Below are 26818 nucleotides of genomic sequence, written 5' to 3' on the forward strand. Positions count from 1 at the left end.
CCCGTTGATGAGGAGGACCGCGCATGGCTGCGCTGTCGACCGTCCCTTCGCGTGCAAGTTTCGGGCAGCGCATATCCTGGGGGCCGCTGACGGCCGCGCTCGGTATCCTGCTCTTCCTTGTCGCTTTCCTGATCCTGCCCGTGGCGATGGTGATCTATGTCGCCTTCACCGATCCCGGCAGCGGCCAGCTGACGCTGGCCAACTTCATGGACTTCTTCCGGAGCGCGCTGTTCCGCGAGTCCTTCTATAATTCCTTCTACGTGGCCGCGATGTCGGTGGTGCTCGCCACCATCTTCGCCCTGCCGCTCGCCTACATCACCTCGCGCTTCAACTTCCGCGGCGCGGTGCTGATCCAGACGCTCGGCTTCGTTCCGCTGATCATGCCGCCCTTCATCGGCGCGGTGGCGATGCAGCTTCTGTTCGGCTCCAACGGCAGCGTCAACCTGCTGCTGCGCGACTGGTTCGGCATCACGTTGCCCTTCATGGAGGGGCTGAACGGGGTGATCCTCGTCCAGTCGATCCACTACTTCCCCTTCATCCTGATCAACCTGTCGGCAAGCCTTCGCAACATCGACCGGTCGATGGAGGAATCTGCGCAGATGCTGGGTTCGCACGGCATGCGGCTGTTCCGCCGCATCGTGCTGCCGCTGGCCATGCCCGGCTACATCGCCGGCGCCTCGCTGGTCTTCGTCAAGGTGTTCGACGACCTCGGCACGCCCTTGCTGCTGAACGTCAACAACATGCTGGCGCCGCAGGCCTACCTGCGCATCTCCTCGGTCGGCATCTCCGACCCGATGGGCTACGTGATCTCGGTCATCCTCATCGTCTGCTCGATCTTCGCCATGTGGGTGTCGATCAGCGCGATGCGCGGCAAGGACTATTCCACCACCCAGAAGGGCGGCGGGGGCCTGTCCAAGCGGGATCTCGGCGCACTGGAAACGGCCGGTTGCTATCTCGTGGTACTGGCGCTGCTGGCCATCGTGCTGGCGCCGCATATCGGCCTTCTGCTGCTGTCGCTCGGCACGGTGTGGTCCTTCTCGGTCCTGCCGGACGGCTTCACCACCGAGCACTATGCGGTGGCGGTCAACAAGGCCTGGCCGTTCATCAAGAACACGCTGCTTTATGCCGGCATCGCCGCGCTGATCGACGTGCTGCTGGGCACGGCCATCGCCTATCTGGCGGCACGCACGACGCTGATCGGGCGCAAGTGGCTGGACTATATCGCCATGGCCGCGCTCGCGGTTCCTGGCGTCGTGCTCGGTATCGGCTATCTGCGCCTGTTCTACAGCGTGGACATGCCGTTCACCGGTGCACCTCTCGCCACATGGTGGGGCATCATCGTCATCGCGCTGGCGACACGGCGACTGCCTTACGCGCTGCGCTCGTGCTCGGCGGCGCTGCAACAGGTGAGCCCGTCGCTGGAGGAGGCCTCGGAAAACCTCGGTGCTCCGAAGGTGCGCACGGTGCGCAGGATCGTGCTGCCGCTGATGGCCGCCGGTCTCGTCGCCGGCTTCGTCACCAGCTTCGCGACGGCCGCCGTCGAACTGTCGGCGACGATCATGCTGGTGGCGCAGGAAAGCGACGCGCCGCTCGCCTACGGCCTCTACCTGTTCATGCAGTCGGCGGCGGGGCGCGGTCCGGGTGCTGCCCTCGGCGTGATCACGGTCGTGATCGTCGGCCTTGCCACCTACTTCGCCCAACATCTCGTGGAGAAGGCGCGACGGGAGCAATCCGCGTCCGCCGGCTCGCACTGACAACGGAGCACGATCATGCTTCAAGCGATTGAGACCACCGGTCAGTCCGGGACCTCCGGCGGCGCGACGCCGATCCGGATCCGCAACCTGACCCTGTCCTTCGGCACCACCAAGGTGCTCAAGGGCATCGACCTCGATATCGGGGCCGGCGAGTTCTTCGCCTTCCTCGGCCCGTCCGGCTCCGGCAAGTCGACCCTGTTGCGGGCGATCGCCGGCTTCGGACCGCGGCCGAGCGGCGAGATCCTGCTGGGCGAGCGCAACGTCATCGGCTTGCAGCCCTGGAAGCGCGATGTCGGCATGGTATTCCAGAGCTACGCGCTGTGGCCGCACATGACCGTCCGTCAGAACGTCGCCTACGGGCTGGAGGAACGGCGCCGGCCGGCGGAGGAGATTCGCCGCCGGGTGCGCGAGGCGCTGGAGCTCGTCGGGCTCGACGCCTATGCCGACCGCTATCCCTCGCAGCTGTCGGGGGGCCAGCAGCAGCGCGTGGCGCTGGCCCGCACCGTGGTGATCGAGCCCAAGGTGCTGCTGCTCGACGAGCCGCTGTCCAATCTCGACGCCAACCTGCGCGTCCAGATGCGGCAGGACCTTCTGGCTCTGCAGCGGCGGCTCGGCATCACGACGATCTTCGTGACCCACGACCAGGAAGAGGCGAACACGATCTGCGACCGGATCGCGGTGCTGTCGGACGGGGTGGTGCAGCAGGTCGGCGAGCCCGACCATGTCTACGACCAGCCGGCCAACAGCTTCGTGGCGCGGTTCCTGGGCACCGCCAACATCCTCGACGGCCGCGTGATCGTACGCGACGGCGCCTGCCGCTTCGTGCTCGACGAGCGCTCGTCGATCCCGCTGCAGGGGACGCATGGCGAAGGCGAGGCGAGCTTCGTGCTGCGGCCGCGCGGGCTGGAATTCGCCGATGGTGGCGCTGGAGAGATCGCCGGCACCATCTCGGGCAGCGAGTTCCTCGGCGACACGATTCGCTACTTCGTCGAGATCGGCGACCGCTCAGTGCTGGTGGACGAAGTGCACCGGCGCGGCGGCGACCGGCGTGCAGCCGGCACCAAGGTGATGCTGCGCGTGGTGCCCGGACAGGGCGTGATCCTCGCCCGCTGAGGGAGAGCACTTCGCGCAAGATCATGGCGCCGTCTGCGGACGGCGCCATTTTTTGTTTCGAGATTTTTTCGCCAGGGCGGGCCCGTACGCGCTCCGCACCGACCCTCCAGAAATCTGCCAAGACCTTGATACGACAGGCGAGGCTGCCGTTTCGGCAGCTTCAGTGGGCGGGCCTGCCTGTCTGTTGGGCAGGCGCTTGCTTTCATCAAACTGACATTTGCGCGCTGTATGTGTAATGGAAACGTTTCCATTTTCCGATTTCGGCGGTATTGTACCGATCCGTAGCCGGCTTGGGAGGGACTGGTGAAAATTCGACCACCTACGATCAAGGATGTGGCAGAGCGCGCCGCTTGCGGTATCGCGACGGCCAGCCGCGTCCTGAACGGACGGGGGTCGACGAGCGAGAAGACGCGCGAGAAGGTGCTCGCCGCCGCCGCCGAACTCGGCTTCGAGTTCAGCGATCTCGGACGCTCCCTGCAAAGCAGCACGACCCGCACGATCGGCTGCGTGGTGCCCTCGCTCGCCAATCCGGTGTTCGCCGATGTGGTGCAGGCCGCCCAGGCCGAGGCCAACCGCGCCGGCTATCAGCTCATCCTTGCCTGTTCCGACTACGACGCCGAGCTGGAAAGCCGGGCGATCCGCACCCTGCTCGCCAAGCAGGTCGACGGGCTGATCGTCACGGTCGGCAATGCCGACGAGAGCGAGGGGCTGCAGCAGGTGGTGGCGCGCGGGGTGCCTTGCGCGCTGGTCTACAACCGCTCTTGCGAGGGCTTTCCGGCCTGGACGGTCGACAACAGGGCGGCCGCGGCCGCCGTTGCGCGGGAGTTCTCCCGGCTCGGCCATCGGCACACCGGTTTCCTGGCGCTGGAATTCGGCCGCTCGGACCGCTCGCGCGAGCGCTTCGAGGGGTTTGCCGAGGCCTGCGCTGCGCTCGGCATGGCGCCGCCCGTGCTGCTGGAGATCGCCGAGCAGGAGGGCCAGCTGCTGGAGCTGCTGCGCGCGCTGCTGTCCGCCCACAGGGACGTCACCGGCATCTTCGCATCGAACGATTATCTGGCGCTCGCGGCCATGAAGGCGGCGCGAGGCCTTGGCATGCGCATTCCCCAGGACCTGTCGATCGTCGGTTTCGACGGCATCTCGACGGGCCTGATGGTGGAGCCGAACCTTGCCACCGTGGTGACCGATCCGCGGGCGATGGGCGAGGGGGCGGCAAGAACCGTCCTGGCACGGCTAGCCGGCAAGACGCCGCCGGCGCGGCCGGATCCGGCCAGGACTTTCAGTTTCCGGCAGGGCGGCAGTCTCGGACCGCCAGCGCCGGGAAGCACAGACGGCGGAGAAGCGGCAACTTCCCCGCCGTCGAGACAGTAACCCGAGCTACCGAACCGCAGGAGTCACCGCCGTGAAACATATGCTTCTTGCAACTGCAATGACAATGGTCGCCGTTTTGCCGGCTCAGGCCGAAGACGCTGTTTGCTACAACTGTCCGCCGCAATGGGCAGACTGGGCCTCGATGCTGAAGGCCGTCGAGGAAAAGCTCGGCGTCAAGATGCCGCATGACAACAAGAACTCGGGCCAGGCGCTCAGCCAGCTGCTGGCCGAGAAGGCGAGCCCGGTTGCGGACGTTGCCTATTACGGCGTGACCACGGGCATCAAGGCCGCCAACGAGGGCGTCGCGACTGCCTACAAGCCGGCCGGCTTCGACGAGATCCCCGCGGGCCTCAAAGATGCCGACGGCCGCTGGTTCGCCGTTCATTACGGTACGCTCGGCTTCTTCGTGAATGTCGACGCGCTGGGCGGGGCTCCGGTGCCGCAGTGCTTCGCCGACCTGAAGAAGCCCGAGTATCGCGGCATGGTCGGTTATCTCGATCCGTCCTCGGCCTTTGTCGGCTATGCCGGCGCGGTGGCCGCGAACATCGCCTTCGGCGGCGACCTGAAGAATTTCGATCCGGCCATCAAGTTCTTCAAGGAGCTGGCGCAGAACGATCCGATGGTCCCCAAGCAGACCTCGTTCGCCCGCGTCGTATCCGGCGAGATCCCGATCCTGTTCGACTACGACTTCAACGCCTATCGCGGCAAGTACGAGGAGGACGGCAATTTCGAGTTCGTCCTGCCGTGCGAGGGCTCGATCCGCGTTCCCTACGTCATGAGCCTTGTGGCCGGCGCGCCGCATGAGGAGACGGGCAAGAAGGTGCTCGACTTCATCCTCTCCGACGAAGGCCAGGCGATCTGGACCAACGCCTACCTGCAGCCGGCCCGTCCGGTCGAGCTGCCGGCCGATGTTGCCGCCAAGTTCCTGCCGGCCTCGGACTACGAGCGGGCCGTCGCGGTCGACTATGCCGAGATGGAAAAGGCCCAGGCGACCTTCGGCGAGCGCTACCTGAACGAAGTCAAGTAACGCTGCCATCCTCCCATGGGGGCCGGGCGTGCGGCAACGCGCGCCCGGCATCCGTGGTTCTCGCCCGCGTGCCGGTTTCGGCGCGGGCTTTCCGACATGAACATGACGACGGACCGCCATGGCCAATCGCACTTTCATTGCGCTCTGCCTGCTGCCGCTCGCCGTCTTCTCGCTCGCCTTTCTTGCCCTGCCCCTGGTGCGGCTGGTGATGGCGTCTGGCGAGGGGGCCGAGGGCTGGGGCATCTACCTGCAGATCCTGCAGACACCGCGCTATCTCCAGACGCTGCTGCAGACGGTGCTCGTCTCGCTGGCGGTGAGCGTCGTGGCACTCGCGATCTCCACCACTGCGGGGCTGTTCCTGGCCCGCAACCGCTTTCCCGGACGCGGCGCGCTGCTGTCGATCCTGACCCTGCCGCTTGCCTTTCCCGGCGTGGTGGTCGGCTTCCTGATCATCCTGCTGGGCGGCCGCCAGGGCCTGTTCAACATGATGCTGCCGGGCCATGTGGTCTTCGCCTATTCGCTGCTCGGCCTGTTCCTGGGCTATCTCTACTTCTCGATCCCGCGCGTGCTGCTGACGGTGATGGCAGCGACGGAGAAGCTGGATCCCTCGCTGGAGGAAGCCGCGCGCACGCTCGGCGCCTCGCCCTACCGGATCATCTTCGACGTGATCCTGCCCGGACTGGCGCCCTCGCTGGTCGCAGCTGGCGCGATTGCCTTCGCCACCGCCATGGGCGCCTTCGGGACGGCCTTCACGCTGGCGACCGACATCGACGTGCTGCCGATGGTGATCTACACCGAGTTCACCCTGTCGGCGAACATCGCGATGGCCTCGGCCCTGTCGGTGCTGCTCGGCATTGCCACCTGGGTTCTGCTGCTGGTCGCGCGCAGTTTCGCCGGTGCCACCGTCGCGGCGGGAGGCTGATGCGATGCGCCTGACCCTCCCCCGTTTCCTGCAGCTTGCCGTCACCCTTCTGACGGCCGCCTTCCTCATCGTCCCGGCGATCCAGTCGATCCTTGCCGGTCTCACCGTCAACTATTTCCGCGGCCTGTCGTCGGGCATGACCCTGCGCTGGGTCGACGAGGTCTGGCGGCTCTATGCGGACAGCATCCTGCTGTCGATGGGCCTTGCCATCGCCTGTCTTGCCGTGACCCTGGTGATCGGCGTGCCGGCGGCCTATGCGCTGGCCAAGAATCCCGGCCGCATGTCGCGGGTTCTCGAGGAGTTCATCTCGCTGCCGCTGGCGGTGCCGGGCCTTGCGTTGGCGCTTGCCCTGCTGCAGCTCTATGGCTCGATGACGGGCTTCCGCACGTCGTGGACCTTCATCCTGGTCGGCCATGTGCTCTACACGCTGCCCTTCATGGTGCGGTCGGTGCTGGCCGTGCTGATGGCGATGGACCTGAAGTCGCTGGAAGAGAGCGCGGCAACGCTCGGCGCTTCGGCTCCCACGCGCTTCCGCACCATCGTCGTGCCCAATGCCATGCCGGGCATTCTCGCCGGCGCGCTGACCGTGGTCACGCTGTCGATCGGCGAGTTCAACCTGACCTGGATGCTGCACACCCCCTATCTGAAGACGCTGCCCGTGGGCCTGGCCGACAGCTACGCCTCGATGCGCCTGGAGATCGCCTCGGCCTACACGCTCGTCTTCTTCGTGATGATCGTGCCGCTGCTGATGGCGATGCAGTGGGCCACCGACAGGGCACAGAGGATTTCCCGATGACGCTGACCATTCGCAACGCCAGCAAGACCTATCCCGACGGCACCCGTGCCCTGCTGCCGACCGACCTGACGGTCGGCGAGGGCGAGATCCTGTCGCTGCTCGGCCCCTCGGGCTGCGGCAAGACCACGCTGCTGCGCATCATCGCCGGGCTGGAGACGCCGGATGCCGGTACCGAGGTGCGTTTCGACGACGAGGACGTGACCCGTCTTGCTGTCGAGCACCGCAATGTCGGCATGGTGTTCCAGTCCTACGCCCTGTTCCCCAACATGTCGGTCAGGGCGAATATCGGCTATGGCCTCAAGGTGCGGAAGGTCCCGAAGGCTGAGCGCGAGCAGCGCGTCGACGAGGTGCTGGCCTTGTGCCGGCTCGGCGACTATGCCGAGCGTGCGGTGACCGCGCTGTCCGGCGGCCAGCGGCAGCGCGTGGCGCTGGCCCGTGCCATGGCGCCGCGCCCGCGCATCCTGCTGCTCGACGAGCCGCTGTCGGCGCTGGATGCGGCGCTGCGCGACAGCCTGCGCGACGAGCTCGCCGCCATGCTGCGCCAGTTCCGCATCACCGCCGTCTTCGTCACCCACGACCAGGCCGAGGCGCTTGCCATCGCCGACCGCATCGCGGTCATGTCGCATGGGCAGATGCAGCAGGTCGGACCGCCGGAGGAGCTCTACCGCACGCCGGTTTCCGCCTTTGTCGCCCGCTTCATCGGCAATGCCATGCCGCTTCCCGGCTCCATCGTCGACGGGCGTCTGGTGCTGCCCGGCGGCCACCTGCCGCTGCCGGCCGGATCGGCCGGCGTCGAGGTGTTCGTGCGTGCCGAGGACGTGCATCTGGACGAGACCGGCCCGCTGTCGGGCACGGTCGAGACGGTCGCCTTTTCCGGCGGGCACTACCGGATCGGCATTGCCGGCGTTACGAACGAGACGCTGTTCGCCACGCATCCCGGCCGGCAGGCGCCGCGTCCGGGCGAGGCGGTTCGCCTGCGTATCGATGCCGGCGATCTTCTCGTTCTTCCCCAGGACCGTTCGTAAATCCCAGCTCAGGGAGCTGTTCTTCGCATGACCAAGATCATCCAGATTTCAGACATCCATATCGTTCCCGAGGGCCAGCTGGCCTACGAGAAGGTCGATACCGCCGCAGCGCTTGCCGATACGGTCGCCACCATCAACCGCTGGCTGCCGGCCATCGGCCCGGTGGCGATGGTCATCGTCACCGGCGACGTGACCGAGCACGGTACCGAAGAGGAATACCGCCGGTTCCAGGACATCATGGCGCCGCTGCAGCTGCCCTGGCGCGCCGTGCCGGGCAACCACGACGCCCGCGAGCCGATGCGCTCCAGCCTGGCCTCCAGCGGCTGGATGCCGGCGAGCGGTCCCATCGACTGGGTGGCGGAGTTCGACGACCTGGCGGTGATCTGCCTCGACACGCTGGTCGAGGGTCGCCCGCATGGCGAGCTCGCGCCGCAGAGCCTGGAGAGCCTGTCGGCGCGCCTTGCCGTCCTTGGCGACAAGCCGGTGCTGCTCGGCCTGCATCATCCGCCGATCACTTCCGGCATCGCCGCGATGGACGCCAACAACCTCCACAATGCGAGCGCGCTTCGGGACGTGATCGCCGGCTACAAGGGCGAGGTGCGGATCGTCTGCGGTCACCTGCACCGCTCCATCGCCGGTCTTGTCGACGGGCGCATCTGTCAGGTCTGCCCCGGCACCTCGCATGCGGTGACGCTCGACCAGCGCGCCAATGCCGGCAACAGCCTGACGGTGGAGCCGGGCGCGATGATGCTGCACGAGCTGCGCGACGGCGTGCTGCTCAGCCACTGGATCCCGGTCGGCCGCTTCGACGGGCCGCATCCGTTCCTCGGCGTCTGAGATCGCGCCGCGCCCTCCAAGGCGTACCGGACGAAAGATCGATCTGAAGACCTGCATCGGCCCGAAAACCTCTTCCGGTTTTCGGGCCGATTGCATGAGGCGGGTGGGCCGGAGCCCGGCGTCTTGGCTGAAGCCCCGTTTCAGGCGCGGGCGCTGCGCCGCGCCTCGCGCGGGGAGATGCCGAATGCACGCTTGAAGGCAGTGGCGAAGTTGGCCGGGCTGCTGTAGCCGGCCGCATGGGCGGCCTCGGCGACGGTGATGCCCTCGCGCTCCAGCAGCTGGCGGGCCCGCACCAGGCGGGTGCTGCGGACATATTCCGACACCGTGCCGCCATGGGCGAGGCGGAACAGGCGCTGCATCTTGCTGAGGCTGACCCCGCATTGCCGTGCGAGCTGATCCAGCGACAGGCCGTCGGCCTCCGGGTCGGCCAGCACGTCCTTGATCGCCTGCAGGCGCCGCTGCTCGACCGGCGACAGTTCGGTGCGCAGCGCCTCCCGCCCTTCGCTTGCCAGCGCGGCGAAGGCCTCGGCGACAAGGTCGAGCGCCCGGCTTTCCAGATACAGGCTCTCGGAAAAGCTGCCGTCATGCGGGGGATGCAGCATCTGCTCGGCAATGGCGATCATCGCCGGGCTGGCCACCCAGTCGAAGCGGGCAAGATGGGTGTTGCAGAACGTGCGCACCGTCTCGCGCCCGGCAATGTCGTCGATGCCGCTTTCGGCCAGCCATTGCGGAGACATGGTGACGATCACCTTGCGCAGCCGGTCGCCCTTGCGGGCATGTCGGACGAACCGGTCGGGCCGGGTGCGCGAGATCATCACGCCGCGCACCGGCTCGTTCTCGTGCCGGCCGACATTGAGCGGCACTCCGCCGATGGTTGCGTCGACGCCGCCGTCCAGGAACAGCATCAGCGTCAGGCCGGGCGGTTGCTCGATGGTGGTGGCGATGTCCTGCAGCGTCACCGTGTCGGAGGTGTGGACGTTCAGCCCCGTGCGCAGGCGCGTCATGCGGTGGTCGCCGTGCAGCACCGCCGAGCGCGAGGAGGTCAGCGGCCTCAGCAGCTGGAACCCGGGGCCCGTGACGGCCGCGCAGTCCTGCAGGTCGTTCGCCAGAACGTCGTTGTCCCTGATATTGCAGCCGGTCGCCATCTTCGGTCGTGGACTCACAATTGTGCCGGTAACGGCCTCCGGTCCTGCTTCGGTCTGCGGCGGCGGACCGCTCGGCCGCCTGTCCTGCGGGCACCGCGTGCAGCGCAAACATCTTTGACGCCTGCGCAAAGGTCCGGCGGTGGCATTGGTCAGGTGCTTCCTCTAACAAACATGAGTGTTTTTATCAAGTTTCTGCTCGGCACCGGCTGCCGGGCAGTGTATGGGGGTGTACATGGTTACGAAGATTGGCCACCAGGCGGTACCGGGCGAGGCTTCGCCCCGGATTGGCCGGCTTCTGCTCGCGACGACCGCTCTCGGTCTCGTCCTTCCCGCTACGGCGCTCGCGCAGGACGTGGCACCGACGGTGCTCGATCGCATCGTCGTGCAGGGCGCCAGCTACGAGACGGACGAGAGCGACAGCTACACCACCAATCTCGTCAGCGTCGGCGAGAAGGACGTCGTGCCCGTCCGCCAGATCCCGCAGTCGACCACCGTCCTGACCCGGGAGCGGCTGGAGGACGGCGGCTACACCTCGCTCGACACGGCCCTGCGGGAGACCCCGGGCATCGTCGTGCTCAACAACGACAACGGCCGGTCCAGCCTGTTCTCGCGCGGTTTCGAGTTCGACAATCTCTACTTCAACGGCCTGCCTGCGCCGCTGTCGAGCGTCTACGGCACCCAGCCCGACATGGCAATCATCGACCATGTGGAAATCCTGCGCGGTCCGGCCGGCCTGTTCGGCGGGGCGGGCGAGCCGGCGGGCGCCATCAACATGCGCCTGAAGCAGGCCAAGAGCGATTTCGAGGCCCGCTTCGAGGGCGCTTTCGGCTCCTGGGAGCACAAGCGCGGCGAGGTCGACGTGACCGGCCGTCTCAACGAATCGGGCTCGGTGCGCGGCCGCTTCGTCGGCGTCCTGCAGCACGACAAGGGCTTCGTCGACACGACCGAGAACGGCGTCGGCGTCGCCTACGGCACGATCCAGGCCGATATCGGCGAGAGCACCACGGCCACCTTCTCGGTCAGCCACCAGGTCCGCGACATCACACCGTTCAACGGCCTGCCGACGACGCAGACCGGCGGCTTGCTCGATCTCGACCGCTCCACCTATACCGGCGCCGACTGGAACCGCTTCGACAATTCCGTCACCGACTACATCGCCGAGCTGGAGCACAAGTTTGACGACGGCGGCCATGCCAAGGTCTCGGCCCGCTACCAGGATACGGATGTCGACTTCCTCTATGCCTGGGCCAACGGCTATGTCGGCGCGGGCGGCGACATCATCTCCGGCGGCGGCGACACGGCCGACACCCGCTGGCTGGCGCGCGACTACAAGGCCGGCTCGCTCGCTCTCGATGCGCATGTCAGCAAGCCGTTCGAGCTGTTCGGCCAGGAACACAACATCATCGTCGGCGTCGACTACCAGAACACCGACGCCACGCTGCTGCAGGGCGCCGGCACCATCGCCGGCAACCAAAACATCTACAACTGGAACTCCGCGCTGCCCGAGCCGGTGGTCAATTACAACGTCCAGACGGGCACCGATTCCGACCGCTTCGGCGTCTACGGCCAGCTGCGGGTGAAGCCGATCGAGCGGCTGACCCTGATCGGCGGCGGCCGGTTGAGCTGGTACAGCGCCTCGACGACCAACCTCGTCACCGGCGCGGTCACGAGCAAGCAGGACGTCGATGCCAAGTTCACGCCCTATGCCGGCGTCGTCTTCGACCTGACCGACTGGCTCTCCGCCTATTCCAGCTACACGGAGATCTTCCAGCCGCAGACCGCGACCGACGTGGCCGGCAACATGATCGATCCGCGCGAGGGCCGGCAGTACGAGGCGGGTCTGAAGGCGGAGCTGTTCGACAGCGGCGTCAACGCCTCGCTCGCCTATTTCAACCTGCGCGACACGAACCGCGCGGTCGCCGACCCGACGACGCCGGGCGCCTCCATCGCCCAGGGCGAGGTCGAGGTGCAGGGCATCGAGTTCGAGGCGTCGGGCTCGCCGCTGCCGGGCTGGGAGATCGCCGGCGGTTACACCTATACCGACAGCACCTATCTCAACACGGCCCAGGCCGGACAGACTTTCAGCACCTACACCCCGCAGCACATGTTCCAGCTGTGGACCAAGTACTCGTTCGACGAGCGCTTCGGGGCCTTCGAGGGCGTGTTCGTGGGCGGCGGCGTCACCGCGTTCAGCTCGTTCTCGAGCGTGTCGGGCGGCGTCACCATCAAGGCGCCGGGCTATGTCACCGCCGACCTGATGGCCGGCTACCGGATCAACGACAACTTCACCGCGACGCTGAACGTGAACAACATCTTCGACGAGAAGTACTATTCGCGCGTCGGCGGAAATTCGGTGTTCAACTTCTACGGGGAGCCGCGCAGCGCGACCTTCCGGCTCTCGGCGAAGTTCTGATCGCTTCCCCGGGGAAGCACCAAACGACACGGACGGGACGGAGACTTCTCTTCGCCCCGTCCCGCGCAACCTGATAGCGGACAGCCATTCATGCCGGGCATTCAGACAACGGTGACCACCGCCAACGCATCGCGCTACCTGCAGCAGCTGTGCAAGCACTTCGCCCACAAGGTGGAGGCCCGTTTCGATGCGACCCGCGGCGAGGTCGACTTTCCTTTCGGCGACTGCCGTCTGTGGGCGGATGCGGAGCAGCTGAAGATCGAATGCGTCTCCGAGACCGAGGAGACGCTGGCGCGCACCAAGTTCGTCGTCCACGACCATCTCGAGCGCTTCTCCTGGCGGGAAAAGCCGGAGATCGTCTGGCAACCCAAGGACTGAGCCTCGATGTCGCTGCCTGCCCTGCGATCCCTGATCGTGCCTTGCCTCGCCGCGCTGATCGCGGCCGGCACCCCTGCGCGCGCCTCCGAGCCCGTGCGGATCGAGGGGGCGGAGGAGATCGCCTTCACGGCGAAGGCGAGCGGCGAGCCGTTCCACCTGTTGCTGTTGCGCCCGGACGGAGAGGCGCCGGCCGGCGGCTGGCCGGTGCTCTACAGTTTCGACGGCGAGGACAGTTTCGCGCTTCTCGCCGACATTGCCCGCACGCTCAACGGGCTCGCGGCCCGCACCGGCCGTTCTCCGGTCGCGGTCGCCGCCATCGCCTGGCCGAGGGGCCGCGCCAGCGTCGCCCGGCGCGTTTACGACATGACCCCGCCGACCGCGCGGGCGGACGGTGTCCACGTCATGCCGGAGCGGCCCAATGGCCAGCCCTGGCCGAAGCTCGGCGGCGGCGATGCCTTCCTTGCCCTCATTGAGGACGAGGTGAAGCCGCTGGTGCGCGAGGCGCTGGGCGGTCGGACCGGGCCGCAGACCCTGTTCGGCCATTCGCTCGGCGGGCTGATGGTGCTGCACCGCCTCGCTACCCGCCCGGACAGCTTCTCCTGCTATGCGGCCAGCAGCCCGTCGATCTGGGTCGACGACCGTCAGGTGCTCGCTGATCTGGAGCGGGCTATTGCCCGCCCGCCGGCAGCTTCCGCCGATGCGCCCGTGCCGGGCCTGCGCGTCACCGTCGGAGGCGCGGAGGAAGAGTTCGGCCCACAGGACGCGCGCGCCGGCGAGGAGGTGGAGGCCCGCCGCCGCTGGGTCGCCAACAACGCGATGGTGACCAATGCCCGCGCGCTTGCAGGCCTTGTCGAAGAAAAGGGCGAGGGGCACCTGCGCTTTTCCTACGAGGAATACGAGGGCCGCACCCACCAGACGTCCCGCATCCTTGCCGCGCTCGATGCGGTGCAACTCGCCATCGATTGCACCGAGTGAGCCTGCTTCGCCCGCCGACCGTTTCCCACATCCAACGGATGGATGACATGTCAGTTGCTCCCCGCTTCCGCTTCTCCCTGCTGTCCGCCCTTGCGGCCTGCGCCTTGTTGTTCAGCGCGGCCGCGCCGCTGCACGCCGAGACGATCACGGTCGAACATGCGCAGGGCACTAGCGAGGTGCCGCTCGGTCCCAAGACGATCCTCGTCTTCGATCTTGCCGCGCTCGACATGCTGGATACGCTGGGCGTTCCCGTTGCCGGCGTGCCGGAGGGGGTGAAGCCGGCCTATCTCCGCAAATACGATGAGGCCGCCTATCCCAAGATCGGTTCGCTGTTCGAGCCGGATTTCGAGGCGGTGGCGGCCGCCGCGCCCGATCTCATCGTCACCGGCGGGCGCTCGGCCGCCAAATATGCCGAGCTTGCCAGCATTGCCCCGACCGTCGACGTCACGGTCGATGCCTCCCGCTATATCGAGGACGCCAAGGACAAGGTGCGGCTCCTGGCGCGCATCACCCAGCGCGAGGAGGAAGCCGAGCGCCGCATCGCCGCGCTCGATGCCTCCATCGCCGCGCTCAAGGGCAAGGCGAAGGGCGCCGGCACCGGCCTCATCATCATGACCACCGGCGGGCGCATGAGCGCCTATGGTCCCGGTTCGCGCTTCGGCATCATCCACACGGTGTTCGGCGTTGCGCCCGCCGCCGCCGACCTTGCGGTCGCGACCCACGGCCAGGCGGTCTCCTACGAATTCCTCCTCAAGACCGACCCGGACACGCTCTTCGTCATCGACCGCGATGCGGCCATCGGCCGGCGCGGGCAGGCGGCCAGCGTCCTGCTCGACAACGAGATCGTCCGCAGGACCAAGGCCTGGACCAACGGCCGGGTGGTGTATCTCGATCCCGACAGCTGGTATTTGAGCGGCACCGGCCTCACCGCCATGCAGGCGATGGTGGACGAGATCGCCGCCGCGCTCGACTGAGCGTCCTGCCACGCGGCCCCTTCGATGAACAGCGATACCTGACATGGCGACACGACGTTCCGGCTCCCCGACCGGCATGGTTGCGGGAGGCCTTGCCGCAGGGCTGCTTGCCTTGCTGGCGCTGGCGAGCGTCAGCCTCTTCGTCGGCGTCGCCGACCTCACCCCCGGCCGGCTGCTTGACCCGGCAACGCGCGAGGCGGCCCTGGTCGCACTTCTCGAGAGCCGGCTGCCGCGCACCGCCGCCTTGATGCTTGCCGGCTCGTGCCTGGCGATTGCCGGCGTCATCATGCAGATGCTGACGCGCAACCGCTTCGTCGAGCCGACCACCGCCGGTACCACGGAGGCGGCCGGCCTCGGCATGCTGGTGATGCTGCTGTTCTTTCCAGGTAGCCCGGTGGTGGTGAAGTCGCTGGTCTCTGCCGGCTTTGCCTGTGCCGGCACGGCGCTGTTCCTGCGCCTGCTGCGCGCGATACCGCCCGGCTCGCCGCTTCTCGTGCCGCTTACCGGCATCATGTTCGGCGGCATCATCGGCTCGCTCACCGCCTACATCGCCCATCATTACGGGCTGATCCAGTCGCTCGGCGCCTGGCGCAACGGCGACTTCTCGGTGGTGATCGCCGGCCGCTACGAACTGTTGTGGCTCACGCTCGCCTTGAGCGTCCTTGCCTATCTCGCTGCCGACCGTTTCACCATTGCCGGGCTCGGGCGCGACATGAGCCGCAATCTCGGCCTCGACCATGGGCGCACGCTCATTGTCGGCCTCGTCATCGTCTCGCTGATCTCGGCTCTGGTGGTGACGACCGTCGGCTCGATTCCCTTCCTCGGGCTGGTGGTGCCCAATCTCGTCAGCCTTGCCATGGGCGACAACCTGCGCCGCTCGCTGCCATGGATGGCGCTTTGCGGCGCCGGCCTGGTGCTCGCCTGCGACATTGCCGGCCGCCTCATTGTCGCGCCCTACGAGATCCCGGCCGGCACCGTGTTCGGCGTGCTCGGCAGCCTCGTCTTCCTCTACCTCCTGCTGGGACGTCCCTCCCGTGCCGCATGATCGCGCTCTCCCGGCCGGGCCCTTTCGCGGCGGCCTCAAGGACAGCTTGCGCCGGCCCGCCGTGGTCCTGTCCCTGCTGGCGCTGGCGGTTCTCGTCGTCGCGGTTGCCTTCATGACCGTCGGGGTCAAGGGCAACTGGGAGTTCGCGCTGGCCTTTCGCGGGCGCAAGCTGCTGGCGATCTGCGTGGTGGCGAGCGCCATCGCCATCTCGACGGTGATCTTCCAGACGATTGCCGGCAACCGCATCCTTACCCCGTCGATCATGGGGTTCGACGCGCTTTATGCGCTGCTGCAGACGTGCTTCGTCTTCTTCCTCGGCTCCGCGCGGCTCGCCAGCGTCGACACCCGGCTGCTCTTCGTCGTGGAAACGGCGGCGATGCTCGCGTTCTCGCTGGCGCTCTATCGCTGGCTGTTTCTCGGCGCGCGGCGAGGCTTGCAGGTGCTGCTGCTGGTCGGCGTCGTCTTTGGCCTGCTGTTCCGCGGCACCATGGTGCTGTTGCAGCGGATCATCGATCCGAACGAATTCGTCGTGCTGCAGGACCGCCTCTTCGCCAGCTTCAACGGCGTCGCGCCGGACCTTCTGGGTATCGCCACGCTGGCGATCGTCGCCGTGTCGGTGGTGCTGTGGCGCCTGCGCGGCCGGCTCGACGTGCTGCTGCTCGGCCGCGACCAGGCGATCAATCTGGGCATCGACTACCGGCGCACCGTCTCGCTGATCCTGATCCTCGTCTCGCTGCAGGTCTGCGTCGCTACCGCCCTTGTCGGCCCGCTCAACGGCTTCGAGCCGGTCAGCTTCTTCGGCCTGCTGGTCGCCAATGTCGCCTATCTCCTGGTGCCGGGCTTCCGCCATGCGCATGTGCTGGCCGGGGCGGCGCTCATCGGCATCCTGCTGCTGGCCGGCGGCCAGCTGGTGCTGGAACAGCTGCTGGGCTTCGGCTCGGCGGTCGGCATCGTCACCGAGTTCATCGGCGGCATCCTGTTCATCGTCATGCTGCTGAGGGGAATGGCGCGTTGATCGAGATCGAGGGACTGACCAAGGCCTATGACGGGCATGTCGTCGTCGACGGCGTCAGCCTGACCATCCCGCGCGGCGGGCTCACCGGCATCATCGGGCCGAACGGGGCGGGCAAGTCGACGCTGCTCGGCCTGATCGCGCGGCTGCTTGCCGCCGATCGCGGCACGGTCACCGTCGACGGGCTGGATGTCGCCGCCACGCCTGGGCAGGAGCTGTCGCGCCGCCTGTCCGTCCTGAAGCAGGACAACAGCATCGCCGCCCGGCTCACCGTGCGCGACCTGGTCGCCTTCGGCCGCTATCCGCATTCGCGCGGGAGGCTGGGGGAGGCGGACCATGCGATGATCGGCCGGGCGCTTTCCTATCTCGGGCTGGAGCCGATTGCGGGCCGCTTCCTGGACGAGCTGTCCGGCGGCCAGCGCCAGCGCGCCTATGTCGCTATGGTGCTGGCGCAGGACACGGACTACATGCTGTTCGACGAGCCGCTCGCCAGCCTCGACATCCGCCATGCGGTGTCGATGATGCACCTGTTGCGCGATGCCTCGCGGCGCTTCGGCAAGGCGGTGGTGGTGGTGCTGCACGACATCAACATCGCTGGCAATTTCTCCGACCGCGTCATCGGCATGAAACAGGGGCGGGTCCTGTGCCACGGCAGCGCCGAGGAGGTCATGACCGGCGCCAACCTGACGGCGATCTACGACATTCCCATCGCGGCGCACCGGCTGGAGGGCCAGTTCGTGACCACCTATGCGCTGCCGGAGGGGGCGGCCGGCGCCTGAGACGGGCCGGCGCTCGGCGGCGGTACGGCCACGCCGATGGGCGAGGCTTCGCTTTGCGCTGCGTCGGTCACCTCGTTCAGCGGCAGCATGTTGGTCAGCACCGTGTCGAGGATCAGCAGGCAGGGGACGGCGATGAAGCCGCCCACCGGTCCCCACAGCCAGATCCACAGGGCGATGGCCAGCAGCACCACGAAGGGGTTGAGCGTCATCGTGCGGCCCAGCACTGCCGGGGTCAGGAACTGCGCCTCCAGCAGGTTGAGGGACAGATAGACCAGCGGCGGGGCGAGGATGCCGAAGGTCGTGTCCGACGTGGCCAGGCCGACGCCGGTCAGCAGCAGGGCCATGACCGCCGGGCCGATATAGATCACGTAGTTGAGCACGCCGGCGAGCAGGCCCCACAGCATCGGCGAGGGCACGCCCAGCACCCACAGGGCCAGCGACACGGCGAGGCCGAGGATGATGTTGACCGCGGTGATCGACAGCAGATAGCGCGACACCCGGGTCTCGATGTCCTCGAAGATGCGCCTTGCGCTGGCGCGCAGGGCCGAGGTCGGGCAGAAGGCGAGCACCGCTTCGCGGAACTGTTTCCGCGTGGCGATGAAGAAATACATGCTGGCCAGGAAGAGCACGATCTGCGCCATCAGCGCCGGGGCGAAATAGGCGACGCTCTCCACCGCCGAGGTGTCGTCCACCTCCACCTTCATGCCGGTCGTCTGGCCGAGCGCGGACCGCAGCTCCTCCTGTATGCCGCCGAAGGAGGCGATGACGCCCTGCCAGCTGGTCAGCTGCGACTGCAGCTTCTCCCAGATGTCCGGAAGCTTGTCCATCCAGTCCGATAGCGGCACCGCGAAGGCCGTCCCGGTGATAGCGATGAGGGTGAGAAAAGCGGCAACGACGCCGAGCGCCGAGATCCAGGTGGGAATGCCGAACTGCTCGATCGTGTCGGAGAGCGGGCCGAACATCAGCCCGATGACCACGGCAAGGAAGATCGGGGCGAGGATCATCTGGGCGTAGTCGATGGCGGTAATAGCCACGAGCAGACCGATCACGATTACCGACAGGCGCGCCGCATTGGCCAGCACCGTTTCCCAATCCGTCGCGGACAAGAGCGTCTCCATCCCCCGGGGTTTCCGGACCGCCCCGCCGGGCTTGCCCGCGATGCGTCGGTCCGGCCGTTCGCGCTGTCCCGATAACGGCGGCAAACGGCTTGCCTGTATCAACGCGGCAGCCGGCAAAAGGTTCCCGGAAAGGCGGGGTGTGGAGGGCCCTGTTCAGGCGTCGTGCAGCGGGATCACCATGCGCACGCTCATCCCTTCGGGCCGCAGCTCGCGCTCCAGCTGGCCGCCCAGTTCGCCGCGGATATTGGCGTCGATCAGGCGTGTGCCGAAGCCGGAGCCGGTGTTGAACCCACCGGCGGTCTCGATCGGGACCGACGAGGTTTCCACCCAGTCGAGCCGCAGCTCCCGGTGCTTGCGCCGGCCGGTCACCGTCCAGGAGATGCGCAGGTCGCCTTCGCCGGAGGAGATGCCGCCGTATTTCAGGGCGTTGGTGGCCAGTTCGTGGAAGGTCAGGCCGAGCGCCTGGGTGGTGCGTTCGTCGAGCAGCACCTTCGGCCCGTCGATCCGCTCGTCGAAGTCGGATCCCAGGACCTGTTTCAGCTCGGTGGCCAGCAGCTCGCGCAGGTCCGCCTGGCGCCAGTGCGAGCGGGTCAGCATGTCCTGGGCGTTCGCCATGGCGGACAGGCGGGCGGAGAAGGACTGGGAGAAATCGTCGATGGTCTCGGAGACGGCGGCGGTCTGGCGGGCGATGGCCAGCACCCTTGCGATGGAGTTCTTGATCCGGTGCTTCATCTCCTGAAGCATCAGGTCCTTTTCCTGGACCGCTTTGTGCGAGGCGGCCTGCAGCGCGCGCGCCGCCTGCACGGACTTGATCTGGAAGCGCGTCGACATGGCCAGCGCGAGCGCCAGCAGCAGCGAGATCGCGCCCGTCACCATGGAATAGAGATGCTGGACCCGGCTGCGGAACTCCGGCGTTGCATGGACATTGAAGGTCCACTGGCGTCCGGCCACGTCCACCACGCTCTGGGTCTTCAGGTTCTTGTAGGCCTCGCTCTCGCCATAGCCTTGCGAGCGGTACAGCGGGACTGCCTCCTCGCCCGTCGTGTCCAGGGTCTGGAAGGTCAGCGGCAGGCGGTCCGGGCCGCCGAGGGCGGCGGCATGAAGGTCTCCGGCACGGAAGGGGGCATAGACGAAGCCGGCGGCCGGCCCGTCCGCACGCGGGCGGAAGGGGATGTAGACGAGGAAGCCGGCCTGCTTGTCCTCGGTGATCTCCTGGGCCAGCTCGACGGGCGCGCTGGCGCGCGGGGCACCGCTTTCCAGCGCCGCCAGCATCGCCTCGCGCCGGTGCTGCTCGGCGAACATGTCCAGGCCGAGAGCGGCCCGGTTCATCTCGTCCGGCGGTTCCAGCATCACGATGGGGGTGCGCCGGTCCAGCGTCGTCTCCGGCCAGATCCTGCGCTCGATGCCATAGGCGGCGGCGATGTCGCGCTCGGCCTCGGCCTCTTCGCCGGCGCGGACCAGCCGGGCATAGCCGATGCCGCGGATGCCTTCGTAATCCTTCTCCAGGCTCAGCGAGGCGGTGAAGCGCGCGAAGGCATCGCGCGAGACTTCGCTTTCGTGAGCGACGAAGAAGGCGTGGGTGGAAACGAGCAGGGCGATGTGCTGGCGGGTGCGGTTGACGACGCGGTCTGCGGCGGCATGCGCGATGGTTTCGAAACGGATCCGGTCGGCGGCGTTTTCGGCCCGGTAGACGACCATTGTCATCCCTGCGCCGGCCAGGGCGACTATTATCAGAATGCTCGCAGGCAGAAGCCGGATCACGTCATTTTTCCATAGTGCCGAAATCCCTCGCTTGCGCAGCCTCGCCTGCGCTCCGCCCCACTACGGCCCCTGCGGGAACGGCACGTCTTCAGGCCCGGTCGGGAACCTTTCGCCCGACCAAGGGTTGATTTGATGCGAGGTTGGCTCGCATCGAACTACAAGGAGAGTTTCATGAACTGGAACCAGATCGAAGGCAACTGGGAACAATTCAAGGGCAAGGTCCAGGAGCGCTGGGGACACCTCACCGGCGACGATGTGGACGTGATTGCCGGCAATCGCAAGCAGCTGGTCGGCAAGATCCAGGAGCGATACGGCATGGCCGAGGAGAAGGCCCAGCGCGAGGTCGACGACTGGCTGAGCCGTTCGTAAGCTTCCGGCGCTTTGCATGAAATGCCCCGCGCCACCGATGAGGTGGCGCGGGGCCGGATTTGGACGGGTAACACCAATCAGGCTGCGGCTTCGACCGTCTGGTCGAAGAACAGCGCCTGGCTGATCAGGGCCCGCACCATGTCGGGATTGAACGGCTTGGTGATCAGGAAGGCCGGCTCGGGGCGCTCGCCCGTCAGCAGACGCTCGGGGAAGGCGGTGATGAAGATGGCCGGCATCGGCTCGCTCTTCAGGATGTCGTTCACCGCGTCGATGCCCGAGCTGCCGTCGGCCAGCTGGATGTCGGCGAGAATCATCCGCGGCTTCTTGCGCGTGAACAGCTCGACCGCTTCCTTGTGGGTGCGGGCAACGCCGCAGACCCGGTGACCCAGCTCCGTCACGATATGCTCGATATCCATGGCGATCAGCGGCTCGTCCTCGATGATGAGGATGTCCGTCGCGATCTGCTGGGAGATGTTGCGGGCCGCATCCGACAGAAGCGCCTCGACCTCTTCGACCGTCGCGTCGAGGATCTTGCCCGTTTCCTCGGGCGTGAAGCCTTCCACGGAGGTCAGCAGAAACGCCTGCCGCTCGGGGGAGGGAAGCATGGCGAGATTCGCCGTGGCCCGGCGTTCCCAGGCGAAGGGCGAATCGAGGGCCGGAATGTCCATCTGGACGGATCCGAAGACGGCCGCGAAAACCTTGTACAGGGATACGCGATCACTGCCGGTCTCGGGGAACGAGGAGACATCCGCGATCAGCGTCTCCAGCGTGGTGGCGACATAGGCGTCGCCTGACTGCTGCGACCCGGTCACCGCTCTTGCGTATCGACGCAAGTAGGGGAGATGGGGCGCGATGCGGTTCGAAAGTGGCATGTGGAACTCCCTGTCTGCCCGTCCGGGCGCTCAACACTCACTCTAACGTGGGCCGGGGAGAAAAGTTCCCTCCCTCGCACCATTTTTTTTCATTGCCAGCTATAGTGGGCGAAACGGACAAACCGGGTGCTGTGGAATGAACGGAACAAAAAAGACGGGAGCGGGGGGCGCTGCTGCTGCAAGTCAGGAATATATCACGCAGCGGCTGCGTGAGCTTTACGACACCGTGCAGGACGAGGGCACGCCGGGGCGGTTCCTCGATCTTCTTGCGCAGCTCGACGAGGCAGAAAAGGCGGCCTCGGAGAAAAACGACAAATGACGACTGGGCCGGCGCTCTCCTCGGCGGATTTCAAGCGCGAGATGTTGGCACAGCTTCCGGCCCTGCGAGCTTTTGCCGTCTCGCTCTGCGGGCGCGCCGATCTTGCCGACGATCTTGTCCAGGACGCGATCCTCAATGCCTGGAAGGCGAGGCAGAGTTTCATTGCCGGCACCAACATGCGGGCCTGGCTGTTTCGCATCCTGCGCAACTGCTTCTACAGCCTGCTGCGCAAGTCCTCCCGAGAGGTCGAGGATGAGGATGAAAAGCTCGCCGGGCAGCTCGCGGTGGCGCCCAGCCAGCACGCCTCCCTTGCCATGAACGAATTCCGGGCTGCGCTCGACGCCCTGCCGAGCGACCAGCGCGAGGCGATCGTCCTCGTCGGCGCTTCCGGCTTTTCCTATGAGGAGGCGGCCGAGATCTGCGGCTGCGCCACCGGCACGCTGAAAAGCCGCGTGCACCGGGCGCGGGCGCGGCTGCGCGAGCTCATGGTCCTTCCCGAGGGAGAGGGGAACGAGCCGGTCGGCTCCACGACCTGAGGCCGCGCGTCACTCCGCGTCGCTGTCGCCGCCGCCGCGGGTCGCCAGGATCACCGCCAGTCCGGCCAGGGCGGCGAAGGCCAGCCCCTTGCGCGACTGCAGCATCGGCAGCGCGGCGGCGATCACCGCCGTCGTTGCCAGGGTGCGCTGGCTGTCGTTCTTTCTCCGGCGGCGTCGCTCCACCGCATTGCTGATCGCAAGGCCCAGAAGGGCGAGTGCGGCCAGGCCCAGCTGCGACAGGCAGACCATCAGCGCCGCGGTTGCGGGCGGATAGTGCGCTGCGAGCGCCAGGCCGGCGGAGACGAGCGCCGCTGCATAGGCGGCCAGGGCGAACAGCCCGGCCAGTGCCCAGAACAGGGCGGAGCGGCGGGCTCGGCGCAGGGCTGCGCCGAGGTCCACCGACAGCATCGATGCCAGGATCGGGGCAAGACGCAACATTGCGGTCAACGCCGCGACAGCAGGGCGATCAGGAAGCCGATGCCGGCGGCGATGCCGAGCGACTGCAGCGGCTTGCGGCGAACATGCGAGGTCAGCGACCGCTCCAGGCGGTTGAGCTCCTCGGTCAGGCTGTCGAGCGTCTGCTGCGAGACATCGGCAATGTCCTTGCCTGCCTTGCTGGCGCGCTCGGTATATTCGCCGGTCTTCTCGGTGCCGTAGCGCGAGATCGACTTGGCGAGGGAGGAGATGTCGCCGCGCAGGCGCTCGATATTCTCCTGGATGGTCGCGGCTTCGTCCTCGGCGCGGGCGGCCTTGGCAGCGGTCTTGGTGTCGGCGGTGGTCGGCATGGAAGTCTCCTTGATGGAAGAAGCGCGCCCGCCGTCATGCGGCGGGGGCACGGACAAAGGAGGCGCCGACTGCGCCGGCGCCTCCCTTGACTGCCTGTGTCGCTCGATTACTCGACCGGCGCGGCGTCGCGGACACCGTCAACGGCGTCAGCAGAGTATTCCGGCATCGCCTCCAGGGTCTCCTGGGTCTGCGTGGTGTAGATGCGCGGGTCACCGTTCTCGTCGCGGCGAACCTCCAGCGAGGAGAGCTCCACGGCAACCGGCTTGGCACCGATGCCCAGGAAGCCGCCGACGTCGATCACCATCGCCTCGATCTTGCCGGCGCTCGACACGACCACGTCGGAAACCTCGCCGATGTCGCTGTCGTCAGCGCTGTAGACGGTGCTGCCGATCAGCTCCTCGGCGGTGGTCACGCCGACCTCGGCGAGAATGTCGCGCTCTTCGACGGCCGGAGCGGTGGCGGTGTCGCCGGTGGTCGCCGGAGCGTCCATGCTCGGGGTCGCGGCGTCACCCGCCGGAGCCGGCTGGGTCGCGTTCATCTCGGGAGCCGCCGGGGTCATGCCGGCATCGTCGTTCAGTTTCTGGTCCTGAGCGAGGGCGCCGGTGGTCAGAGCGGCGGCAAGGGCGGTTGTCGTCAGAAGCGTGCGGATCATGTCTTTAGTCTCCTGATTTGTTGGCTTGTGACCCAACCTGCGTGCCGATCTTGGGTTCGGCTCAGGTTTCGTTCCGGTCACGGTAGAAGAACCCTCTCGCGGGAGAAAGGTTCCGGCCGCGTTCCCGATTTTTCGATTTTTACGTGTGCTTTTCTTTTTCGCCTGATGTCCTGGCGATGCCTTGCCGTCATCGTGGTTGCGCCGGCCTGTAAGAGGAACGCGCGCACGCGCGCGCGATACACGCGCGTATAGGGGGACCCGTCTCGCCCCCGTTCCGGCGGGATGTTTTTTGCGGCGATTTTTTTTTGAGATCGCCGTTTTCGGAAAAACGCCGGCGGCAAAAAAAATCCGATCAAGGAACCGGCGGGCCGGTATGCGAGGGCGAGGGCGAGCGGAGGCGAAAACGGGCGCCAGGAAAAATCCGCAAGGTCGAAAGCGCATGAAAGACGCTCGCGCCGTGCCTCGAAGGCCGGCTGTCCTGGGCGCGGAAAAACAGCGCTCTGCAAGACGGGAGCGGCGATCCTTCAAAAAAAGTTCAGATCAGATTGAACAAATTCGCCGCTGGTGGGTTGACTTCATGACCATGCACGATGGTGCAAGCGTAAGGCAAGTGGGGTTGCTTCAGTAATCGGCCCGTTCTTGCCACCGCATGGGACATGAGTACCGGTTCCGTCAAGAAAGTTCGCGGCAATCGGGAAGCTGTTCAAAGGAGAAATAACATGTTCGGTTGGGCTCTGACCTTCCTGGTTGTCGCGCTTATCGCGGCGGTGTTGGGCTTCGGCGGCATTGCCGGTACGGCCATGGGCATCGCCAAGCTGATTTTCGTCGTGGCGATCATCCTCTTCGTGATTTCGCTGGTCTATGGCCTGATCAGCGGCCGTCGTCCCCCGACGGTCTGATCGCGGCCGATCGACCTGTCGACGCAGGCGGCCTGCTCACTCCTCCCTCGTTTGTCCGTCTGCTTTCTGCGCCGCGGGGCCTCCCTCCCGCGGCGCCTTTTTGTGGCTGGTGCCAAGGAATCTGGCCCGTGCGATTCCTGCCGGCCGAAACGCTCGCAGCCGACGGGCTGTCCCAGCGGTTGCAAGCAAGGCGCGCTCGAGGGCACGCCGTATGGTTGTGGGGCATGGCTGAGAGGCAGGAGGGTGGGAAGCAGCGCGCGGCGTTCCCGGGTTGCCGCGCCGCGCAGCCGTAACCGCCCTGCGGTCAGTGCATGGAGGCAGACGCCTGCGGCCCGGGAACCGGGTGCAGCGGGATCTCCAGCCGCGCCATGGCGTCTTCCATGCCGCAGGTCGCGTCGAGCTGATGCAGATAGGCATGGACCAGGCGCGAGCGCAGCGAGGCGGGTGTGCCCGTCTCGTTGCCGTCCAGCGTGTCGTTGATCTGGCTGGCGCCGGAAATCACCATGGCGATCCTGTCGGCCCCAGTCAGCTCTATGGTGAGGACCTCTCCCGGCAGCAGGCAGTCGAACCGTGGCGGCAGCAGCTCGGCCAGGATGAAGGCGAGCGGAATCGCGCGGTCGAGATCGATCTCCGCCGCGTTGGCGCCCGCATTGGTCTGGATCCGGACCCGGCCCTGCGGCAGCAATGCCGGTCCGCGCAAGGCCTCCACCACTTCATGCACCAGGGCGGTCAGTGCCACGTTAGTGCCCTCGGTCGAGGCGTAGGAGACGCGATAGGCGGCGGAGATCGCCAGGATCCGTTCCAGCGTCACCCGCAGGGCCGCTTTTTCGCGCGGGCCCGTCGCATCGCGTCGCTGCATGCTCACCAGGCTGATGATCATCTGCAGCGTGTTCTTGATGCGGTGATGCAGTTCGCGGCTGAGGCGGCGCTGTTCGGCCAGCGCGGCCTCGGTGTCGTGGGTGCGCCGTTCGATGCGGTCGGCCATCATGTCGAAGGTCACGCCCAGGAGGTCGATCTCGGGCGGTGCGGCCGCCAGCTGGCCGACGCGCGCGCGCGTGTTGCCGGTGCCGTATTGGCGGAAGGTCGAATAGATGTGGCTGAGATAGCGCAGCAGGAACCGCTGGATGCCGTAGCGCAGAACCACGAAAACCACCGCCAGCAGGATGAGCGGCGGCAGCAGGGCGCGTAGCACCGTGAGCCACAGTTCCAGCCGGTGCTCCGATGGCCGGCTGGCGGTGACCACCCGGTACTCGGTGCCCGGCAGCACGCTGGAGCCGATGAACCAGCCGCTGTCGCTTTCGGAAAAATCCGCCCCGTCCGCGCGCGTCTCGCCGACCACCTGCAGGAAGCTGCCGATGTCGTTCTCCTCATAGACATGGGAGGCGAGCACCGCGCTGTTCTTGTCGACCAGGGCAAAGCCGATATTCGTCGCCGCGGTCGCGGTGATCGGGGCGATCAGCAGCGTCTGCGGCCGCAGGCCGATGTCGATGCGGGTTCCGTTGGCCTCGTTGGTGCGGGAGATGGTGATCGTCTTGGCGGCGGGTCCGGTGACGGCCTCGCTCGGCGCGTCGAGCTGGCGCTGGATCATCTTGCCGTCTTCGCCCAGGCCGATGGCGCAGATGGTCGCCTCGCCGCGGAAGATGGTGAGCTCCGTCGCCTCGATCAGGTCCTCGCGCATGGCGGAGAATACGCGCCGGCACTCTCCCAGGGCCTGCGGGTCCAGGGAGGTCAGGGCGCTTGCATAGCCTTCAGCACGCGCAATTGCCTTCGCGCTGGACTGTCCGATCAGGCGGGCATAGTCCAGGAAGCGTCGGTGTTCATCCTGGGAGCGTCGCTCGAGATCGGAGTAGGACAGCAGGAAGGCAAGAGCGGCAAGGGGGATCAGGGCTGCCGCGATATGGGCGAACAGCCGTCGATCGAGCCGGGTGCTGTTGGGCGGCAAT

The 26818-nt window shown here is 66.9% G+C and carries 27 protein-coding genes; 19 read left to right on the forward strand and 8 right to left on the reverse strand.

The window, feature by feature from the left end:
* The first annotated feature begins 23 nt into the window (after positions 1-23).
* From ACVJ6E_RS14870 to ACVJ6E_RS14905, 8 genes are all read left to right on the forward strand, one after another.
* On the forward strand, positions 24-1754 hold the full coding sequence (locus tag ACVJ6E_RS14870) for an ABC transporter permease (RefSeq protein ID WP_083206194.1): 1731 nt from the start codon (positions 24-26) through the stop codon (positions 1752-1754).
* A 15-nt stretch (positions 1755-1769) separates the two neighbouring features.
* Positions 1770-2867: an ABC transporter ATP-binding protein gene (locus tag ACVJ6E_RS14875; RefSeq protein WP_120269407.1), complete on the forward strand. Its 1098-nt coding sequence runs from the start codon at positions 1770-1772 to the stop codon at positions 2865-2867.
* Between the two features lie 303 nt (positions 2868-3170).
* The gene (locus ACVJ6E_RS14880) at positions 3171-4235 is read left to right on the forward strand and encodes a LacI family DNA-binding transcriptional regulator (protein ID WP_120269406.1); all 1065 of its coding nucleotides are present in this window, start codon (positions 3171-3173) and stop codon (positions 4233-4235) included.
* A gap of 64 nt (positions 4236-4299) precedes the next feature.
* Positions 4300-5262 (forward strand): ABC transporter substrate-binding protein, encoded by a 963-nt coding sequence (locus tag ACVJ6E_RS14885; protein WP_120269736.1) that lies wholly within the window; start codon positions 4300-4302, stop codon positions 5260-5262.
* A 118-nt stretch (positions 5263-5380) separates the two neighbouring features.
* Positions 5381-6184, forward strand: coding sequence for an ABC transporter permease (locus ACVJ6E_RS14890; protein WP_120269405.1), 804 nt, complete (start codon positions 5381-5383; stop codon positions 6182-6184).
* Between the two features lie 4 nt (positions 6185-6188).
* The gene (locus ACVJ6E_RS14895) at positions 6189-6980 is read left to right on the forward strand and encodes an ABC transporter permease (protein WP_120269404.1); all 792 of its coding nucleotides are present in this window, start codon (positions 6189-6191) and stop codon (positions 6978-6980) included.
* On the forward strand, positions 6977-8005 hold the full coding sequence (locus ACVJ6E_RS14900) for an ABC transporter ATP-binding protein (protein WP_120269403.1): 1029 nt from the start codon (positions 6977-6979) through the stop codon (positions 8003-8005). The genes ACVJ6E_RS14895 and ACVJ6E_RS14900 overlap by 4 nt, the downstream gene beginning before the upstream one ends.
* 27 nt (positions 8006-8032) lie before the next feature.
* Positions 8033-8842: a phosphodiesterase gene (locus tag ACVJ6E_RS14905; protein ID WP_120269402.1), complete on the forward strand. Its 810-nt coding sequence runs from the start codon at positions 8033-8035 to the stop codon at positions 8840-8842.
* A 140-nt stretch (positions 8843-8982) separates the two neighbouring features.
* Here ACVJ6E_RS14905 and ACVJ6E_RS14910 read toward each other — a convergent pair whose 3' ends face one another.
* Complete coding sequence (locus tag ACVJ6E_RS14910; RefSeq protein WP_120269401.1) at positions 8983-9987, reverse strand: helix-turn-helix domain-containing protein; 1005 nt, start codon at positions 9985-9987, stop codon at positions 8983-8985.
* Between the two features lie 232 nt (positions 9988-10219).
* Between ACVJ6E_RS14910 and ACVJ6E_RS14915 the strand changes: the two genes are divergently transcribed.
* The 7 genes from ACVJ6E_RS14915 (at position 10220) to ACVJ6E_RS14945 (ending at position 17563) form a co-directional block, all read left to right on the forward strand.
* On the forward strand, positions 10220-12400 hold the full coding sequence (locus ACVJ6E_RS14915; protein WP_158592703.1) for a TonB-dependent siderophore receptor: 2181 nt from the start codon (positions 10220-10222) through the stop codon (positions 12398-12400).
* Between the two features lie 90 nt (positions 12401-12490).
* Positions 12491-12778: a DUF2218 domain-containing protein gene (locus ACVJ6E_RS14920; RefSeq protein WP_067219570.1), complete on the forward strand. Its 288-nt coding sequence runs from the start codon at positions 12491-12493 to the stop codon at positions 12776-12778.
* 6 nt (positions 12779-12784) lie between these two features.
* On the forward strand, positions 12785-13753 hold the full coding sequence (locus tag ACVJ6E_RS14925) for an alpha/beta hydrolase-fold protein (protein ID WP_120269399.1): 969 nt from the start codon (positions 12785-12787) through the stop codon (positions 13751-13753).
* 47 nt (positions 13754-13800) lie between these two features.
* Positions 13801-14727 (forward strand): siderophore ABC transporter substrate-binding protein, encoded by a 927-nt coding sequence (locus ACVJ6E_RS14930; RefSeq protein WP_120269398.1) that lies wholly within the window; start codon positions 13801-13803, stop codon positions 14725-14727.
* A 76-nt stretch (positions 14728-14803) separates the two neighbouring features.
* Positions 14804-15772 (forward strand): iron chelate uptake ABC transporter family permease subunit, encoded by a 969-nt coding sequence (locus ACVJ6E_RS14935; protein WP_120269397.1) that lies wholly within the window; start codon positions 14804-14806, stop codon positions 15770-15772.
* 46 nt (positions 15773-15818) lie between these two features.
* On the forward strand, positions 15819-16787 hold the full coding sequence (locus tag ACVJ6E_RS14940) for an iron chelate uptake ABC transporter family permease subunit (protein WP_491676482.1): 969 nt from the start codon (positions 15819-15821) through the stop codon (positions 16785-16787).
* Positions 16784-17563 (forward strand): ATP-binding cassette domain-containing protein, encoded by a 780-nt coding sequence (locus ACVJ6E_RS14945; protein WP_120269396.1) that lies wholly within the window; start codon positions 16784-16786, stop codon positions 17561-17563. The genes ACVJ6E_RS14940 and ACVJ6E_RS14945 overlap by 4 nt, the downstream gene beginning before the upstream one ends.
* On the opposite strand, the gene ACVJ6E_RS14950 is transcribed toward ACVJ6E_RS14945, so the two are convergent.
* Both ACVJ6E_RS14950 and ACVJ6E_RS14955 read right to left on the reverse strand, forming a co-directional pair.
* Positions 17530-18669 (reverse strand): AI-2E family transporter, encoded by a 1140-nt coding sequence (locus ACVJ6E_RS14950; RefSeq protein WP_208996731.1) that lies wholly within the window; start codon positions 18667-18669, stop codon positions 17530-17532. The two genes, ACVJ6E_RS14945 and ACVJ6E_RS14950, sit on opposite strands and share 34 nt — an antisense overlap.
* Positions 18670-18834: 165 nt before the next feature.
* Positions 18835-20442 (reverse strand): CHASE domain-containing protein, encoded by a 1608-nt coding sequence (locus ACVJ6E_RS14955; protein WP_208996730.1) that lies wholly within the window; start codon positions 20440-20442, stop codon positions 18835-18837.
* Between the two features lie 171 nt (positions 20443-20613).
* On the opposite strand from ACVJ6E_RS14955, the gene ACVJ6E_RS14960 reads away from it, so the two are divergent.
* On the forward strand, positions 20614-20811 hold the full coding sequence (locus tag ACVJ6E_RS14960) for a CsbD family protein (protein WP_120269394.1): 198 nt from the start codon (positions 20614-20616) through the stop codon (positions 20809-20811).
* A gap of 77 nt (positions 20812-20888) precedes the next feature.
* On the opposite strand, the gene ACVJ6E_RS14965 is transcribed toward ACVJ6E_RS14960, so the two are convergent.
* Positions 20889-21683: a response regulator gene (locus ACVJ6E_RS14965; protein WP_120269393.1), complete on the reverse strand. Its 795-nt coding sequence runs from the start codon at positions 21681-21683 to the stop codon at positions 20889-20891.
* Positions 21684-21819: 136 nt separating this feature from the next.
* Here ACVJ6E_RS14965 and ACVJ6E_RS14970 point away from each other — a divergent pair, with 136 nt between their 5' ends.
* Together ACVJ6E_RS14970 and ACVJ6E_RS14975 are read left to right on the forward strand one after the other, a co-directional pair.
* Positions 21820-22002, forward strand: a complete 183-nt coding sequence (locus ACVJ6E_RS14970; protein ID WP_120269392.1) for a NepR family anti-sigma factor — start codon at positions 21820-21822, stop codon at positions 22000-22002.
* Positions 21999-22538, forward strand: a complete 540-nt coding sequence (locus tag ACVJ6E_RS14975; RefSeq protein ID WP_120269391.1) for a sigma-70 family RNA polymerase sigma factor — start codon at positions 21999-22001, stop codon at positions 22536-22538. The genes ACVJ6E_RS14970 and ACVJ6E_RS14975 overlap by 4 nt, the downstream gene beginning before the upstream one ends.
* 9 nt (positions 22539-22547) lie before the next feature.
* Here the strand turns inward: ACVJ6E_RS14975 and ACVJ6E_RS14980 are convergent, their stop codons facing one another.
* The 3 genes from ACVJ6E_RS14980 to ACVJ6E_RS14990 form a co-directional block, all read right to left on the reverse strand.
* The gene (locus ACVJ6E_RS14980) at positions 22548-22976 is read right to left on the reverse strand and encodes a hypothetical protein (RefSeq protein ID WP_120269390.1); all 429 of its coding nucleotides are present in this window, start codon (positions 22974-22976) and stop codon (positions 22548-22550) included.
* Positions 22977-22981: 5 nt separating this feature from the next.
* Positions 22982-23323: an ElaB/YgaM/YqjD family protein gene (locus ACVJ6E_RS14985; protein ID WP_120269389.1), complete on the reverse strand. Its 342-nt coding sequence runs from the start codon at positions 23321-23323 to the stop codon at positions 22982-22984.
* 107 nt (positions 23324-23430) lie between these two features.
* Positions 23431-23976: a PRC-barrel domain-containing protein gene (locus tag ACVJ6E_RS14990; RefSeq protein WP_158592702.1), complete on the reverse strand. Its 546-nt coding sequence runs from the start codon at positions 23974-23976 to the stop codon at positions 23431-23433.
* 719 nt (positions 23977-24695) lie between these two features.
* Between ACVJ6E_RS14990 and ACVJ6E_RS14995 the strand changes: the two genes are divergently transcribed.
* Positions 24696-24875, forward strand: coding sequence for a DUF1328 domain-containing protein (locus tag ACVJ6E_RS14995; RefSeq protein ID WP_067219609.1), 180 nt, complete (start codon positions 24696-24698; stop codon positions 24873-24875).
* Positions 24876-25179: 304 nt separating this feature from the next.
* On the opposite strand, the gene ACVJ6E_RS15000 is transcribed toward ACVJ6E_RS14995, so the two are convergent.
* Entirely contained in the window at positions 25180-26817 is a 1638-nt protein-coding gene (locus ACVJ6E_RS15000; RefSeq protein WP_120269387.1) for a sensor histidine kinase, read from the reverse strand.
* Between the last annotated feature and the right edge of the window lies 1 nt (position 26818).

This window comes from Stappia sp. G46H5W, assembly GCF_058448995.1.